Consider the following 15,494-nt stretch of genomic DNA (forward strand, 5'->3'; position numbering starts at 1 on the left):
CGATCATTCTCTAACTTACGAGTATTTGTGTTAATCCTTTTATGTTTTGTCCTTTGCCACACTCTACAGCTTATAAATATTTAACCTTATCAACTCTTTCATGCAAAGCATAACAACACACAAAAAACTGCAGGCTAAAGCCAGCGCCCCAAAACATTAAACACCTTTATACGATTAACCTTTTGACTTAACGATCATTCTCTAACTTACGAGTATTTGTGTTAATCCTTTTATGTTTTGTCCTTTACCACACTCTACAGCTTACGAATATTTAACCTTATCAACTCCTTTATGCAAAGCATAAACAACACACAAAAAACTGCAGGCTAAAGCCAGCGCCCCGAGACAATTTAAGCGTTTTTAGATACAAAGTCGCAGCTAGTTTTTTTCGTTATGGTCTAACACTTTCTGCAACAACATTTCTAACTGTAACGTTTCGTCTTCAGACAGTGCTTCAAGCAACGAATTACTCTGCTTATGTAGCTCCGGCATGATCGTCTCTACTAACTGTTTCCCTTTTTGGTTTAACTGTACTAACTTACTGCGTTTATCTTCTGGGTTATCTATACGTTCAATCAATCCAGCATCAGTTAAGCGCCCTAATATTTTTGTCAAACCACCAGAACTGAAAAACATACTACGATATAAAGCAGTGGGAGATAAGCAATAAGGTTCAGGGTTACGTCGTAAGGTTGCTAACACACTAAAGTCAGCTTGTTGTAATTGATATTGCTCTACACAACATTCAATTTCATACTTGAATAATTCATGAATCCGAGTCATTTTTAACAAAGAAAACGAGATAGTGTCAGCACATTCAGGCCAGTTCTCACGAACTTCACGCTGCATTTCTCTCATACTATTTTTTGCGCTCATTCTCTTTCACTCTTAGTCATATTTATGTTTGATCATGGGCGTCATATTCTCCTGACGCTTTCTCTTTGCTTCTTGCAAGAACATATCTTGCCAGTAAGATAAAATCCACCTATTATCTTACTGGCAAGATAAATAAGAGGTCAAAATGACACAAACTAATAAAAATAAAGTCAGTAAACGTTTAATAGTGACACTGTCATCGATATACGCGGTTTCACCATTCGCAATCGACAGCTATTTGCCCGCCCTGCCATTAATTGCCAATGAAATGCAGGTTGATATCTCAATGCTATCGGTGACCGTTAGCTTATACATTTTTGGTCTTGCGATTGGGCAACTCATTGGCGGCCCCTTGTCAGATAGACATGGTCGTTTACCTATCATGATGTTAGGCCTCGGTATTTTTGCCTTTGCAAGTGTATTACTCACCACCAGCTCACACATTAGCGTGTTGTGGTCATGGAGATTACTTCAAGCCATTGGCGGTGGCATTGCAATCGTAGGGGTACCTGCCACTATTCGCGATAATGCAGATGGCAGAGAAGCAGCAAAACTGTTTGCCTTAGTATCCTTAATCATGATGATTGCACCATCGATTGCGCCTACTATCGGTAACTTCATCTTATCCATTCATAGTTGGGATTGGATTTTTTACTTTATGGCTGTATTTTCATGTTTAGCGATTTTGTTGGCAAAAATGTTTATTCCCCATCAATCCTCTAAACAAAAGAAAGAATTGGCAATAACAGTAGAACGCAGAAAAGGCATTAAATTTATAGACGTATTTAAACATAAACAAGCAATTGGTTATTTGATTGCACAAGCATTTGCCTTTGCCGTATTAATGACATTTGTCACCAATTCATCGATGATTTATATGGAGATTTTTAAAGTCAGTACAGACACATTCTCCATGTTATTCGCAGCTAATATTATTGGTCTCATTATTATTAACCGATTAAATACCGTATTATTAAACAGTTTTGAACCTGCCCTTTTGTTACGTTGTTTCTTAACCATGCAATTCACGGGAGGCCTTTTATTAGTGTTCTCCAGCTTCTTAGAACCTAAAAGCTTAACACTCACTGTTATCGGTTTTATCATCATGATCAGCGCTAATGGTGGTGTGATGGCAAATTCGAATGCTTGTTTTTTGAAGTATTTTGGAAAAGATGCCGGAACAGCCTCTGCCGTATTAGGCGCTTTTCAATGTACGATGGGCGCTACGATTAGTGCCTCAGCCGCTTTTATTAGTATGGGTTACTTACAACCTGTCGCGATCATCATGTTGATATCGTCAAGCATTGCCCTAACAGCGGTTATTCACAGTAATAAACAAATGCGTTTAGCTGATGAAATTGAATCTTCAACCTAGAAAATTAACATTATTTTTTTGTTGTAAAAAATGACAGAGCTAGAGCAGAATCATGACAGAACAACAGTTAAAAAAAGAAGAATAGAAACTAAAGAATAGAAGTAATATTGACAGCGAGATTATTCAAAGCACTCTTTAAGCGTCTTTTACTTTGCCTAAATGTCGTTGTATAGCATGAGCAATATTTCAGCGGTTGCCGTGAATAATCAGACATAACCCAGAAAGTATTAAGCTAACCGTATTCCATTTGTCGCATCAAGAGCTGGTGTTGCTAAACACACTAATTGGTTCACTGGATTTTTTGATACCTCATTCAGGTCCAAAATAAATAGGTAAAATATAGGCAGGATTTCTCGTTTTAGGGAAATATTCAACTTGAATAATAGTACCAACACCCATCTCTACTCGTTGAAACTCGTCCCATTCTAGGTTGTTCAACCTTAATTTTTTATATAGATTGAGTCAATCCATTACCTTATTAAATTGAACTGAAAAAATGACCGTAATAGATCTTTTCACCAACAAGCGATTCTAATTCTTTTGTACTCGGTAAACTTGGCCATTTTACCGCGGTTGATTTAACCGCTTGCTCATTCATCCAAGTCAGCTGCCAACAGACTTGATCTGCAACATCTGTTTTTTGCAGTATGTCGTAAGATGTAATCACCTTTTCATCAGCATTAATTTCATTAAAAATTAAAAGACTAAGTTCAATCACTCTTGGAATATTGTGTTTTTCTACTTTAAATATAGCGACTTCGTAACAAAGACTCATAAACTTCCTTTCACAGATAAAATGAATGTGATGAATAATAGGGAATTAACCAATAATTAAGCACACACTTTAAACATAAGGAGAGGTAATTTAAAGTTATCAGACGATAATTAACTTATTCAGAGCTCATTTAAAATTATCACACAAGGAAATTAAGGCCTTTTTTCCTCTATTGTTGCTTTCTAAAAGCATATTAACAGGTGATAATGCTTTATTTAGACCTTGATAACCGAGTGTAATTTTATTTACGGCTTTTTCGTCCAAAGATTTGAAGGCCATAGACCAACCAGTAAACGCACGTTCTTGAATATTTCCTTCATAAAATACACCTGCACTGGTATGTCGCACATCACCACAAATAGTTTGAAACAACGCTTTAACTGCAGTTTTTTCACCTTCCAGTATTTGCATGATCTCCCTATCATGATAAATCATCAAACCAGTGATACCGAGTTCCTTATTTTTGATTCGAGCCTTTATTAAAATATCCATTAACTCAGCTTCAGATAAGCATTGAGGTGCCACACTGGTATAAAGTAATTCAAACATAGTAAATTCAACCTATTGATAAATTTTTTAGATAATTAAATTAACTATAGTCTGTTAAAACAATAATATATAAAAAGTAGTATTTAAATTAACAAAGTTTATTCATAAATCTCTAATGAAAGCCTATTTGACTTACTAAAAAAGTATATTTCCAATTGGTATATGGGTCGATTCTGATCAACTCATCGTTTACACCTACTGTTAATAAATAAGCAGTAGCCAATTGAACAGAATCGGCACTAAAGACTAATTATTTTATATCTGAATGCTTTGGATAATCTAGACCTTTAGACGCATTATGATTATTTCTAAACGGGAGTTGAAAATGATAGTGCGTTTTATGGCTTTTGCAGATCTTGATAATACTGCTCAAACACACCGATGAACATTTCCAAGGCAAAGCCTTTCATTTGAATGGTTGCAATGAAATTTAAATGCAGCTTCTCGTTATTTAAACTTTGTAGCGGTAGTTAATAACCATATCATTGGTTATATTATTTGGGTTCAAAACAGTGAATTTCGTTCCGATGCACTAATAAAGCTATTGGTTGTTTCCCCTCATTTTCAAGGGCAAGAAGCTGCTCGGAATGTGAGTTCATATCCAATAAATGTTAAACCTTTAAGGAATCTATATGTTCAGTTTAGAGATAGATAGCGAGATTAAGTTATCATTAATTAACCAATCTTTTGCTCCATTGTACGCTCAATTGGCTCAAGAAAACTTAATTCACCTTGACCAATGGCTGGCATGGCCTCAACACTGTAAAACTGAACAAGACTTTGCTTCGTTCATACGAACGTCTCTTCATGATTACGCAGATGGAAAATCAATGGTCTGTGGTATATTTTATAAAAATGCACTCGTTGGTAACGTATCTTTCAATACAATTAATAACCAATTAAAAAAGGTCGACATTGGTTATTGGTTAACAGAGTCAGTTCAAGGCAATGGCATTATGACGCGAGTTTGTAAAAAATTGATAGAAATAGCATTTGATGAATTACTAATGCATAAAATTGAAATCGCTGTCGCTACTGGAAATTTAGCCAGTAGAGCAGTATGTGAACGCCTAGGCCTAAGGTTAGAAGGTATTATTTCTAATGCTGAAAACCTAAATGGACAAATTGTTGATCATTCAATTTACGCTCTCCATACAGATAGACATAAAAAATGAAGTGTCCCGAATGCAGTAAGAAATTTAAATTTAAGAACGTGCCAATGGAAGATCGTATAATAAATGCGTTCTCTACTACATTTAAATGCCCTGAATGTAGAATATTATTAAAACCTGATACAAAATTTCAATTATTAAGCAACGCATCATTACTCATTATAACGCTATGTATTCTTAATGTTTTGTTTAAAACATCCCAAAATATAGGCTTAAACTATGAAACAACTGGGATATTAGGATTAATAGGGTTATTGAGTGGCTATATTGGTTTCAAAAAGACCAAGCTGCTAGTTGTTGATTAACAAGCATATAAATGATTCAAAGAGACTAAATAGAACAGGCTATTGAATCAAATGCGGTACACTTACTTTTTTAAAAAACGAATAAATAGTATCAAGCGATTTAATACTTCCTAAAATATTATTTAATCAAAATTCGGAGTTCCAATGGCACTAACTCAAATGCAAATCATCCAATCTCTTGGAGAAGCAATGTCTTGGTTTGAACGAGAATTGCAATGGGATGTTCCACCAACCGAATTAAGACATTTGAGTGGTCGTATTGGTGAGTTATACGCTGCACTTATTTTAAACGGTCAAATGGCGACAGAAGTGAATCAACAAGGTTACGATGTTGTTAGCTCAAATGGAGAGCGAGTCTCTGTAAAAACCACTGCAATAATGGGCAATTCAGGGCATATCTCATTTAACCCCAATACACTTGATAAAGTTGATAGAGTCGTTGTTCTTTGGATCAATACCGAAGAAATGCAAATTGAAGTTTTACTAAATGAACCGATAAATAAAGCTAAAGAAATGATGGGGAATACCAACACTAGCGGCAGAGTATCTATCTCATTATCTAGGCTTAGAGTCTCTATTATGAATCAAAGAGCTATTCCAGCCATTAAAACGGCAACATATGAAGAGTTTGAGATCGAAGAGCTAGAAAATGGAACGATACAGCTAAAAAACAATAGCATTTTATTAACACCAGCTAAACCAACACTAAGAAAACTCGCTTCAAAACTTAATATCGGTATATTGAATAGTAACGGTAATCCATACAACACAAGACAATTAGGTAGTTTATTGATTAAGATGATTAATAGTTTAAGTAATCATTCAGACAAAGCTAACCGAACTAAAAATTAAATAAACTCGTTAAGAAAGTAAATCAAATGGTGTGCCAATGAGATCACATCTTCCCTTTTTTCATTATTAAGTTTATGACTATCCACTACTTTTGGTTACCTCTTAGCATGTAAAAAATGATATGACTAAAAGATAAAACTGAAAATATCCGTCGTCAAAGTTTATGGCCGCCCACTACTTTTCCTCCCTACAAGCAAACAACAAATCACATATGTAAATCTTACAACCCCTCTGTACTTATTGCATGTAACTTAGAGAAAGAAATTATTTAATCCTTTTATATCAATCAATTAAAGTTGGAACAATAGTTGCAACTCTAATATAACTGAATTGATAAAAAGGAAAAGAAAGATGAACGACGTTGCCTATACAGGATATATAGCATTTTATTTATATTTAGTGATGTTACTCATTCAGTGGGTAGTTGCCACCTTTAGCAAATCTAAACAACCCGATGCAGTTCCTGGGAAAATTGATGAAAATTTATCTCACGATAGTTTTGTTTTTAGAGCACATCGTACTTTTCACAATACCTTAGAAAATAGTGCACTATTTGCTGGAACGGTCCTTTTAGCATTTGTTTTAAATGTACAAAGCCCTATTTTTGCTATTGGTATATGGACTTACCTTTTAGCCAGAATTGTGCATATGGTTTTGTACTATACCGTTGCAACTGAGAAAAACCCAAGTCCACGCACTTACTTCTTTTTGATTGGTGTAGCGGCAAATGTAGTTATGTTAGTGATATTGGGCCTAGGACTTATCTAGCCCTAATGACTAGGAGCAATATAAGTAACTAGAAGCAATAACCCAACTAACAATAACCAAATTAATAATTATTTTTAATTATATAAACCTAACCTTAAAACCTAGCAGGAGATAAAATGAAACAGACATTAATTATTGGCGCAAGTGGTCAAATTGGTAAAAAATTCACACAGTTGATGCTAGATAACAATCAACACGTGGTCGCACTTGTACGCGATAAAAGCAAACTATCAGATATTAACCATGACAAACTATCAATCGTAGAAGAAGATCTTAACAAAGATTTTGAGCACGCTTTCAAACACTGTGAAAACGTTGTTTTTGCAGCAGGCTCTGGTGGCAACACTGGCGCAGATAAAACCGTGCTAATAGATTTATGGGCAGCATGTAGAGCAGCCGATTATGCAAAAAATAATGGTGTGAAGCATTTCACTATGCTCAGCTCGATTGGTGCCGACGCACCATCAAAAGGGCCTGAAAACATGCAACCCTATTTAGTTGCCAAACACATGGCAGATGAACACCTAATACACAGTGGTTTGCATTATTCTATTATTCGCCCAGGGTCACTCACCAATGAAACAGGGAAAGGCAAGTTTACTAATCAGCGACCAGAGCAAAAAGAACAAGCGACAATCACGCGTGATGACGTGGCGAAAGCACTGTTATTTGCTGTGACAAATCCACCTAAGAAAAGCACTATTACCGAGCTTTTTAACGGTAACCAAAGTGTTGATGAAGTATTACCTTCGTAAGTCTTCATCCCTGTGACGGGTAAATGTCCATTATTTAGCCAATAAGCAGGCAGTTAGGTAAAACAGAGTAATATTGAGGGAGTCGTTATATTAAGGCTCTCTCAACAATGGCAACATAAAAACTATATAGTTAATCGTTATAAGGCGTATCCAATAACGATACTTGTGATTGGCGAGGTTGTCTCATAACAACGACCTCTTAGCATGTAAAACGTTATCACTAAAAATAGAAGAGAAATGATGAGTCGTCCAAGTTTATGGGGGCCCACTATCTTTATTACTAAAATGAATACAAATTAGAATTTGACACCATAGTCACTGCTTAGGTGTTCTTTTCATGCATAGAAATAGTTGTAACTGATTTTACAGAATTTTGGAAATATTTAACTTTTACTGCAAGATATTCAGGATCGGTAAAAAAACTATCCATTATCTCTTTGCTCGGGAAATCGATAGTAAACACGCGATTTATAGGCTCATTTGTTTTCGATTTCAAAACCTCACTAACTTTAAAGTCAAAACCAAAACCACCTCCAAATGAATGAAGTATTGGTATCATACTCTCACGATATTTTTGATAGTCAGTATCGTTAGAAACTTCTAAACCCATTATACATTCATAAGACATATTGACTCCAAACTAGATGAACACCTAACGAGGCTGTAGAATTTCTCATCTTCAGCCTGTTTATTTAAATAAAAATAACAGTAGCTTACATTTACTTGGGATTAAATAGATTATTTTATTTTTATTCACTAATTGATGAAATTGAGTCATAAATGGGATTAAAAGGTTAAACATGCGAAATTTATTGAGTTAAGGGCTGAGCCCTTCCGTTAATGTAAATTATTCCTTAACTTCTCACTGTTCTGAAAAAAATGAACGAGACAGTGCATTTGCCATTGACGATTGAATTTGATCATTAAATCTACCGTCGACTACGAATGTCTTTCCCGTAAATACAAGTGGCGGTAATCGTGAAAACTACGGTCGAACGAAATTGAGATCACCGCTCAAACTGGGAGTCAGTGAACGTTTAGCTATTTCTTGTGCCAGTGAGTTTATAAAAAATACGAGTAAAGGACCTTGTCGTAGTTCGAAAACCAAAGGGGTCAATATAGCGATCAATAATGAGTTTTTAGCCAGACAAGGTTTGATATCATTAAAGGATTTGTGGATTAATATTCGCTATTCATCATAAGATGAACCACCCTGTTCGGAGCCGCATACAGGGTGGTGTGGGGCTGGAGGTTAGATACCTCCGGCTACCCGATTAGCTGCTATATTCACTGTAAATACAACTAATCAATGAACCAACAAATTCTTTTAAATTAGCTGGGCATTCATCACTATGAATTTTTTCCAAAGCAGGCAATGCCCATTTGTTTTTTCTCACCCCTAAATCCATCCAGCCTTCTAATTCACCTACTGGAACGATAAAAAGCCCCAAACCATTGCATGTATCAATTATTTCTTCCGCATTTGTAAGGTATGGTACTTCTAACGATGAAATTCCATTTTTCTTTATACTTGACCATTTTGTGGACTCAGATCGAATTCTATTTAATGCCCCCTTAGCACCGGATAAAGAATGCTCCTCTCGATCTAATTGAGACAAAAGTTCTGATAGGTATTCTTTAAGGTCACTCAATATTTCCTCTTCGTATATACTTTCAATGTGGCTAGCAATTTTCTCTCGTAGTTCTAAAATGTTCGTTTTATCAAAATCAGCATCAAATGCCTGAATAGCATTAGAAAGGTCTGCTTTGGAATTTAGAATATCAATGTCTATTACTGCTACAGTAGGTATTGAAGCATCTCTTAATAGTTTAACTACATTCTTAATCGTCTGTTTATTATGAGCGTGAATAAATAGAACCTCTTGGTTCTTATGCTCATGAATAGCCACCGCATTATATATAATCCGATCCGTATCAGATTCACAAACTACCACTCCTTTAGAAAAAATTCCCTCAAGAACTCTTTGGCTAGAAAGGATTGGAGATTTCGACAATGCCTGTGTTGCTTCAGATGTGATTTTATTAAATTTAGTCACATCATTTGAACGATTAAGTCTATAAATATCAGCTGATTGACTACCAGATAATAAACCTGATAGAAAGTTTGAATTATGTGTTGCAACTAACAGTTGGCATGGAAAGTCACGAACATGATCAGAAATCCATTTTCCAAGCCTTCTAGCTTGCTCTGGATGTAAAAAGGCCTCTGGTTCGTCAAGAAGAACAACTTTATCTTTAGAAAGGAGAAGACTGAGGACAACTGCAACAAAACTCCTAAAACCATCACCTTGAAGCTCAATTGATGGATACTGCTTCATTATCGGATATGCCGCTCTTGGATCTTCAGGAATATGCGAAAACTCTTTTGATACAGCAAGTCTCAGCTCTAAGCCCGCACTGTAATCCAGTCTGATATCCATTCCAAAAGTCGATTTAAAAGCATCTTTTAGTTTTTTATCAAACTCTCCTGATGAGCCATAAAGGGCTTGGAGTAAGTTTTTTGGTGAAGTTTCCTCTGGAATATAATTTACTGGCAATTTTTAAACGTGACTCAGAGTCCATATAAAACACTCTAAATTTGCTAATTCCTAAGAATGTATAATCTAATTCTTCATGCTGTTCGAACTGTCTGCGTTGAGGATCGAGTTGTACCCTTATCATTGAATTCTGAGAATTCTGATCAAAGTCAGAAGTAACACTATCAATAATATGATGTCCGATATTCATATGGTCGACACGAACATCTAATCCTTCATATAGCTTATCAAATGTCTCAGGCCTATCAATTTTTATGCTATCGATTAGAGTAGTGTCTGCTTTGTGCCCTTTTAATAACTTACGGTGTATATCTTTAAGGGTCTGTGACTTTCCAACATTATTTGGGCCTACGAGTAATGTAAATTTTCCAATATTGATTACTTCACCATCTTTCGTAGAAATTTCAGATAATTTCATGATTCTCCTTATTGATAAGGGCAGCTAACGAGGCTGTAGAATTTCTCATTTCAGCCTGTTTATTTTAAATAAAAATGACAGTAGCTTACATTTACTTGAGATTAAATAGATTATTTTGTTTTTATTAACTAATTGATTAAATTGAGTCATAAATGGGATTAGAGGGCTAAATATGCGGGATTTATTGAGTTAAGGGCTGAGCCCTTCCGTTAATGTAAACTATTCCTTAACTTCTCATTGTTCTGAAAAAATGAACGAAACAGTACATTTGCCATTGACGATTTATTAAGAATAGGCTTTATCTTGGCCGCGCAGCGTGAATTTATTCATCCCTTTATTCACCGTAATATTACCGCTTTTTATTTTAAAGAAAGTAGGCTCAATAGCGCCTAGTCGTTTGCCTTATTTACTGACAAAGGTTTCGCCTGCCGGACTGCTGTCTATTTTTACTCGCATTTTATCGGTATATGAGATAATTTTATCTTTTATATTCGTTTCAAACTGAATCTGCCTAGGAAAGTGCTGGGCACCCATCGACCTCAAACCCTAAAGCTTTGATTTTATTGCGATGAACTAATGGGTGTCCACTACTTTTTACTCATCGCCAAGGGCTACCAATTAACGATTGAGCTAGACCATTGGATCCGTCGCCGATTGCGGATGTGCTACTGGCGGCAATGGCGAAAACCACGGACGAAAGTGAGATCATGGATCAAACTAGGAGTCAGTGAACGTTTAGCTATTTCCTGTGGGATCACCAGTAAAGGACCTTGTCGTAGTTCGAAAACTAAAGGGATCAATATAGCGATCAGTAATGAGTTTTTAGCCAGACAAGGTTTGATATCATTAAAGGATTTGTGGATTAATATTCACTATTCATCATAAGATGAACCGCCCTGTGCGGAGCCGCATGCAGGGTGGTGTGGGGGCTGGAGGCTAGATACCTCCGGCTACCCGATTATAAATTTTATGCACGTGCTATTGCGCCAAGAAATGCACCAACTAGCGCAAGTGTAACAAGGCCACCAAGATTATTATCACTATCTTCAGCCTCTACAGTAGGGGTTGAGTCCTGACATAATTCGCCTTCTAAAACCTCTGTATCTTTAGGTGTTGGTAAGGAAACTGTTTCAACATTTGCAGAAGATATAGTTTCTAGAGCTTGATTTAATTTTAATTTAACTTCCTCAGAAATCTTTTTCACATCACTTAGATCTGACTTACTGAATAATTTATTGTGTGCAATCTTGTTTCTTAAAGAATAAAGTTTTTTCCAACGATTTTCTAAATATTTCGACTCACAATCGACCATCTCGGAAAAGTACCTCTCCCAATTTGAAGTTGGCATATAAGCTTCAATATCTTCGGGTGAGATAGTACCTTTTTTAATATTTGTAAGAACAACTGAATCAATCTGCTTTGTGGGGTAATCTTTAAACAAAAGCTCACTAATTGTAATAAAATCAAAGTCATATAAAGGGTTATGGCCATTTGGAAGAACCTTTGAAGAAACTCCTACTTCATTAGGAATGCTATCAACCCATTTGGGTCCCAATTGAACCAAAGTAAATTTAGTATAAAGTTTCCTCATTAAATTTTCTATGTGATGAATTATTGGATAAGCTTTTTCTGCATAATAAGCAGACACACCATCAAAAACAGGTGTTATAGTCCCTTTTTGATTAGAAACAATAATCCTGATTTCTCTTAAAAGCTGAAAAAGATTTTCAACATCTTGTTCATTTTTTCTAGATTCAATTTGTAAGTCAAAAAGTTCTGTTTCATGGTTTTTAAAGCGATCTCCTTCACTCGTTAAACTGTAACTAAAAATACTAGAGTTAAAAATAATTTCTGATTTTTCATTATCTACCTTTATACCTTCCGCTAAACCGATTAAAGCAGAAAACCTTTCGACTCCAGAAAACTGGAATATCTTTTTATCAAATAAAATTAAATAATTTACTTCTGTAGACATGCTCAATCCTAAATTTATAACGCCCTGTTAAGGGGCAAATTGTAGTTGGCTAAAATGTGAAGCGAAGCGGAACCAGCCAACTGTTATTTGTCCCACTTGAACAGCTTGTTATACGGTTTTTACACTGGATTATATGGTTGGTAATTCTCAAATTCCCAAGCCATATACTTAGATAGTTTATCGCTCATTATATCCCAGCTTTCACCTTTACTTTGATTAAGCATTTCCTTAACTTTCAGGAGAACTGCATCCCAACTGTAGCGCTCTAATATAATGGCATTAGCTAACGAAGTTACAGATTGAGCCATATCTGTTGTTAATACACGCAACTGGAAATTGTCTCCTCCTCTATGATCTGGACCGATCGTAAAGTTCACCCAAAAATCCACACGATTTGGATCAGGAAATATCCACGAATCTATTGGATCATAATCTGTGCAATCAAAACTGATAATGATAGGTGTCACGAATCCTCCTGAACCGTATAACGCCACGTTAAGCGGCAAATTATTGTTGGCTAAAATAGTGAGGCACGAACGACAGCCAACTGTAATTTGTCCGTTTAAACGCCTTGTGTACGCCCAGCATGGGCATGAACTAATGAGGTGCAAGTCCTCTGTAGGAAGATCACCGTTTAACCAATCAAATGATTAAACGCTAACTACTAGCGAATGGCAAGGGCTTATCCGTGAGGATGGGTCCGGAGGAAGCCGCTAGCAACTTTGCGAGCTGATGAACAAGAACATCATATGAGGCGTAGGCTAAAGGTGAGTTGGCACAAGACAACGAAACCACGTGATCTAATGGCCACCGTAAATGATGCAGCAGTGCAAAGAAAGTACATGCTCTTATCTGGGGAGATCTGCTTAACACGCGATCGGTAACTTAACCAGTCAGGCACTGGTCTATAACAGCCTTGGCTTTTCAGCATCATCAACTGAAAAGAGCTAAACCGATGAAAACCGATAGCACAGGTTTAGGTAACTAAATCTGTGAGTAAGCAGAAGTCAGCAGACGGCATAGTAGCCAAACGCCCATCGTAATGGAGGGGACACGGTGAAGGCCTGAACATCTTAAACGAGGAGATACCATATTGAACTTGAACCACAAAACCTCACCATGTTGTGATAGTGACACTCAGCGTTCAGATATGAACCATACCTTAAATGAATATCCATTAATGACGTTAATGCTCAGTGACGACAATATGAAAGCGGCATGGAAACATGTTAAAGCCAATAAGGGTGCGCCAGGTATTGACGGAATGAGTCTCGAAGACGCTGAGCCATTTCTATTAGCTCATTGGCAAGGAATAAAAGCAAAACTGATGGAAGGACACTATTTTCCGCTTGCGGTAAGACGGGTCATTATCCCGAAACCCGATGGTGGAGAACGCTTCTTGGGGATACCTGCGGTCATCGACAGGCTACTTCAACAAGCGATGAATCAAGTGATCACGCCTTACTTTGAACCAGTATTTTCGTCTCATAGCTACGGATATCGCGCGGGTAAAAGTGCACATCAAGCGGTAACACATGTACAAGATTGCATCTCGCAAGGGTACAAAACAGCCGTTGATATTGACCTCTCAAAGTTCTTTGATGAAGTTAATCATGACATGCTAATGAACCGCGTTGGTCGTAAAATCAAAGACAAGGCATTAATGCAATTACTCGGTCGGTTTTTACGAGCAGGTATTGCAGAGGCAGAAACAGGTCTTTGGTTTCCATCCGATAAAGGCGTACCGCAAGGTGGGCCACTATCACCACTTCTTTCCAATATTATTTTGGATGAACTGGATAAAAAGCTAACACGAGAGCGATTACACTTTGCTCGATATGCAGACGACATCATGATTTTAGTGAAGTCCAAGTCTATCGGCAACAAGGTTAAAGTTGTGATATCGCACTACATCAGTAAACGTTTAAAATTGATTGTTAATGAAAATAAAAGCCGTGTCGGGCCAGTATCTGGCTCGAAGTTTTTAGGCTTTGGCTTTTCTCGAGGTGGTTTACAGATCCACGCGAAGACTTTAAAAATATTTAAAGAGAAAGTGCGGATACTGACCAATCGAAACTGGGGAATTGCAATGGGAAAACAGATCCATAAACTCAATTTATATTTACGAGGATGGGGAAATTATTTTCTCATCGCCAAGGGCTACCAATTAACGATTGAGCTAGACCATTGGATCCGTCGCCGATTGCGGATGTGCTACTGGCGGCAATGGCGAAAACCACGGACGAAAGTGAGATCATTGATCAAACTAGGAGTCAGTGAACGTTTAGCTATTTCCTGTGGGATCACCAGTAAAGGACCTTGTCGTAGTTCGAAAACTAAAGGGATCAATATAGCGATCAGTAATGAGTTTTTAGCCAGACAAGGTTTGATATCATTAAAGGATTTGTGGATTAATATTCACTATTCATCATAAGATGAACCGCCCTGTGCGGAGCCGCATGCAGGGTGGTGTGGGGGCTGGAGGTTAGATACCTCCGGCTACCCGATTATAAGCCCGTTAATTCGCCAAAGTTATCGGCTACTTTTAAAACAGAACCAGTTTCATGTGACCAAATATGCACTGCCGACAAGTAAGAATTAGTTTCTTTGATTAGTACCATTTGATCACCACAACCATTGCCTGCAATAGCTAAATAATCACTAGAAAAGTTACCGAATTCTTTACATGACTTAGTTTCAGAAATTATATGATTGCAGGTGCGAGAAATTCTTTTTCTATCTGCTTTATCAAAGATTGGATACAGTTCCCATATTTCATCATCAACTTCTATTTCGCCACCATTATTTTTTAAAATAGTATTTTTGTATTCCAAAGGAAGCTTTGCTTTGAGTAATTCTTCTGCTTCAATAAGGTATTTTTCATCAAAGTTGAATGCCATGCTTAACTCCTGTAGGGCTTATAACAGCTTATTATACAGAACCATTCCGTATTTCCGGTGGAAATGCGGAATATATTCTGTTGTTAAAATTGATTTAACAATACGCTTATAAAACATTAAATCAATACTTTAGAAGTGATTGTCAAATATTGGTCATGTGAATACATAGAATCATTCCGCATTTACAGCAGAAATGTGGAATAACACCTACACTGT

At 36.6% G+C, this 15,494-nt stretch carries 15 protein-coding genes and 2 pseudogenes; 7 read left to right on the forward strand and 10 right to left on the reverse strand.

Annotated elements, in window-relative coordinates:
• Positions 1-378: 378 nt before the first annotated feature.
• Positions 379-876 (reverse strand): MarR family transcriptional regulator, encoded by a 498-nt coding sequence (locus V6255_RS12790; protein ID WP_341628507.1) that lies wholly within the window; start codon positions 874-876, stop codon positions 379-381.
• A 145-nt stretch (positions 877-1,021) separates the two neighbouring features.
• On the opposite strand from V6255_RS12790, the gene V6255_RS12795 reads away from it, so the two are divergent.
• Positions 1,022-2,251, forward strand: coding sequence for a multidrug effflux MFS transporter (locus V6255_RS12795; RefSeq protein ID WP_341628508.1), 1,230 nt, complete (start codon positions 1,022-1,024; stop codon positions 2,249-2,251).
• Positions 2,252-2,729: 478 nt separating this feature from the next.
• Here V6255_RS12795 and V6255_RS12800 read toward each other — a convergent pair whose 3' ends face one another.
• On the reverse strand, positions 2,730-3,026 hold the full coding sequence (locus V6255_RS12800) for a hypothetical protein (RefSeq protein WP_341628509.1): 297 nt from the start codon (positions 3,024-3,026) through the stop codon (positions 2,730-2,732).
• A 126-nt stretch (positions 3,027-3,152) separates the two neighbouring features.
• Positions 3,153-3,575, reverse strand: a complete 423-nt coding sequence (locus V6255_RS12805) for a BLUF domain-containing protein (protein ID WP_341628510.1) — start codon at positions 3,573-3,575, stop codon at positions 3,153-3,155.
• 632 nt (positions 3,576-4,207) lie between these two features.
• Here V6255_RS12805 and V6255_RS12810 point away from each other — a divergent pair.
• From V6255_RS12810 to V6255_RS12825, 4 genes are all read left to right on the forward strand, one after another.
• On the forward strand, positions 4,208-4,750 hold the full coding sequence (locus V6255_RS12810) for a GNAT family protein (protein ID WP_341628511.1): 543 nt from the start codon (positions 4,208-4,210) through the stop codon (positions 4,748-4,750).
• Between the two features lie 446 nt (positions 4,751-5,196).
• Positions 5,197-5,904, forward strand: coding sequence for a DUF6998 domain-containing protein (locus tag V6255_RS12815; RefSeq protein ID WP_341628512.1), 708 nt, complete (start codon positions 5,197-5,199; stop codon positions 5,902-5,904).
• 351 nt (positions 5,905-6,255) lie between these two features.
• On the forward strand, positions 6,256-6,672 hold the full coding sequence (locus tag V6255_RS12820) for an MAPEG family protein (RefSeq protein ID WP_341628513.1): 417 nt from the start codon (positions 6,256-6,258) through the stop codon (positions 6,670-6,672).
• A gap of 116 nt (positions 6,673-6,788) precedes the next feature.
• Positions 6,789-7,427: an SDR family oxidoreductase gene (locus V6255_RS12825; RefSeq protein ID WP_341628514.1), complete on the forward strand. Its 639-nt coding sequence runs from the start codon at positions 6,789-6,791 to the stop codon at positions 7,425-7,427.
• 322 nt (positions 7,428-7,749) lie between these two features.
• Here the strand turns inward: V6255_RS12825 and V6255_RS12830 are convergent, their stop codons facing one another.
• The 4 genes and pseudogenes from V6255_RS12830 to V6255_RS19335 all read right to left on the reverse strand — a co-directional run.
• Entirely contained in the window at positions 7,750-8,055 is a 306-nt protein-coding gene (locus V6255_RS12830; protein WP_341628515.1) for a DUF1330 domain-containing protein, read from the reverse strand.
• A 646-nt stretch (positions 8,056-8,701) separates the two neighbouring features.
• The gene (locus V6255_RS12835) at positions 8,702-9,985 is read right to left on the reverse strand and encodes an ATP-dependent nuclease (RefSeq protein ID WP_341628516.1); all 1,284 of its coding nucleotides are present in this window, start codon (positions 9,983-9,985) and stop codon (positions 8,702-8,704) included.
• Entirely contained in the window at positions 9,906-10,403 is a 498-nt protein-coding gene (locus V6255_RS12840; RefSeq protein WP_341628517.1) for a hypothetical protein, read from the reverse strand. Before V6255_RS12840 ends, V6255_RS12835 begins: the two co-directional genes overlap by 80 nt.
• Before the next feature lie 209 nt (positions 10,404-10,612).
• A pseudogene (locus V6255_RS19335) lies at positions 10,613-10,916 on the reverse strand (hypothetical protein); the annotation flags it as partial.
• A gap of 81 nt (positions 10,917-10,997) precedes the next feature.
• Here V6255_RS19335 and V6255_RS12845 point away from each other — a divergent pair.
• Positions 10,998-11,288 (forward strand): annotated as a pseudogene (locus V6255_RS12845) (group II intron maturase-specific domain-containing protein); the annotation flags it as partial.
• 82 nt (positions 11,289-11,370) lie between these two features.
• On the opposite strand, the gene V6255_RS12850 reads toward V6255_RS12845, so the two are convergent.
• Positions 11,371-12,378, reverse strand: a complete 1,008-nt coding sequence (locus V6255_RS12850; protein WP_341628519.1) for a hypothetical protein — start codon at positions 12,376-12,378, stop codon at positions 11,371-11,373.
• 119 nt (positions 12,379-12,497) lie between these two features.
• Positions 12,498-12,845, reverse strand: coding sequence for an Imm8 family immunity protein (locus V6255_RS12855; protein ID WP_341628520.1), 348 nt, complete (start codon positions 12,843-12,845; stop codon positions 12,498-12,500).
• A 683-nt stretch (positions 12,846-13,528) separates the two neighbouring features.
• Here V6255_RS12855 and ltrA point away from each other — a divergent pair.
• Positions 13,529-14,812: a group II intron reverse transcriptase/maturase gene (gene ltrA, locus V6255_RS12860; protein WP_341628521.1), complete on the forward strand. Its 1,284-nt coding sequence runs from the start codon at positions 13,529-13,531 to the stop codon at positions 14,810-14,812.
• A gap of 73 nt (positions 14,813-14,885) precedes the next feature.
• On the opposite strand, the gene V6255_RS12865 is transcribed toward ltrA, so the two are convergent.
• The gene (locus V6255_RS12865; RefSeq protein WP_341628522.1) at positions 14,886-15,278 is read right to left on the reverse strand and encodes an SMI1/KNR4 family protein; all 393 of its coding nucleotides are present in this window, start codon (positions 15,276-15,278) and stop codon (positions 14,886-14,888) included.
• Between the last annotated feature and the right edge of the window lie 216 nt (positions 15,279-15,494).

Source organism: Psychromonas arctica (assembly GCF_038155225.1).
GTDB lineage: Bacteria > Pseudomonadota > Gammaproteobacteria > Enterobacterales > Psychromonadaceae > Psychromonas > Psychromonas arctica_B.

What these genes read in the sequence shown, in the direction of transcription:
- V6255_RS12790 (WP_341628507.1), bottom strand. Translation starts at nt 876, where the DNA reads ATGAGCGCAAAAAATAGTATGAGAGAAATGCAGCGTGAAGTTCGTGAG.
- V6255_RS12795 (WP_341628508.1), top strand. Translation starts at nt 1,022, where the DNA reads ATGACACAAACTAATAAAAATAAAGTCAGTAAACGTTTAATAGTGACA.
- V6255_RS12800 (WP_341628509.1), bottom strand. Translation starts at nt 3,026, where the DNA reads ATGAGTCTTTGTTACGAAGTCGCTATATTTAAAGTAGAAAAACACAAT.
- V6255_RS12805 (WP_341628510.1), bottom strand. Translation starts at nt 3,575, where the DNA reads ATGTTTGAATTACTTTATACCAGTGTGGCACCTCAATGCTTATCTGAA.
- V6255_RS12810 (WP_341628511.1), top strand. Translation starts at nt 4,208, where the DNA reads ATGTTCAGTTTAGAGATAGATAGCGAGATTAAGTTATCATTAATTAAC.
- V6255_RS12815 (WP_341628512.1), top strand. Translation starts at nt 5,197, where the DNA reads ATGGCACTAACTCAAATGCAAATCATCCAATCTCTTGGAGAAGCAATG.
- V6255_RS12820 (WP_341628513.1), top strand. Translation starts at nt 6,256, where the DNA reads ATGAACGACGTTGCCTATACAGGATATATAGCATTTTATTTATATTTA.
- V6255_RS12825 (WP_341628514.1), top strand. Translation starts at nt 6,789, where the DNA reads ATGAAACAGACATTAATTATTGGCGCAAGTGGTCAAATTGGTAAAAAA.
- V6255_RS12830 (WP_341628515.1), bottom strand. Translation starts at nt 8,055, where the DNA reads ATGTCTTATGAATGTATAATGGGTTTAGAAGTTTCTAACGATACTGAC.
- V6255_RS12840 (WP_341628517.1), bottom strand. Translation starts at nt 10,403, where the DNA reads ATGAAATTATCTGAAATTTCTACGAAAGATGGTGAAGTAATCAATATT.
- V6255_RS12850 (WP_341628519.1), bottom strand. Translation starts at nt 12,378, where the DNA reads ATGTCTACAGAAGTAAATTATTTAATTTTATTTGATAAAAAGATATTC.
- ltrA (WP_341628521.1), top strand. Translation starts at nt 13,529, where the DNA reads ATGAACCATACCTTAAATGAATATCCATTAATGACGTTAATGCTCAGT.
- V6255_RS12865 (WP_341628522.1), bottom strand. Translation starts at nt 15,278, where the DNA reads ATGGCATTCAACTTTGATGAAAAATACCTTATTGAAGCAGAAGAATTA.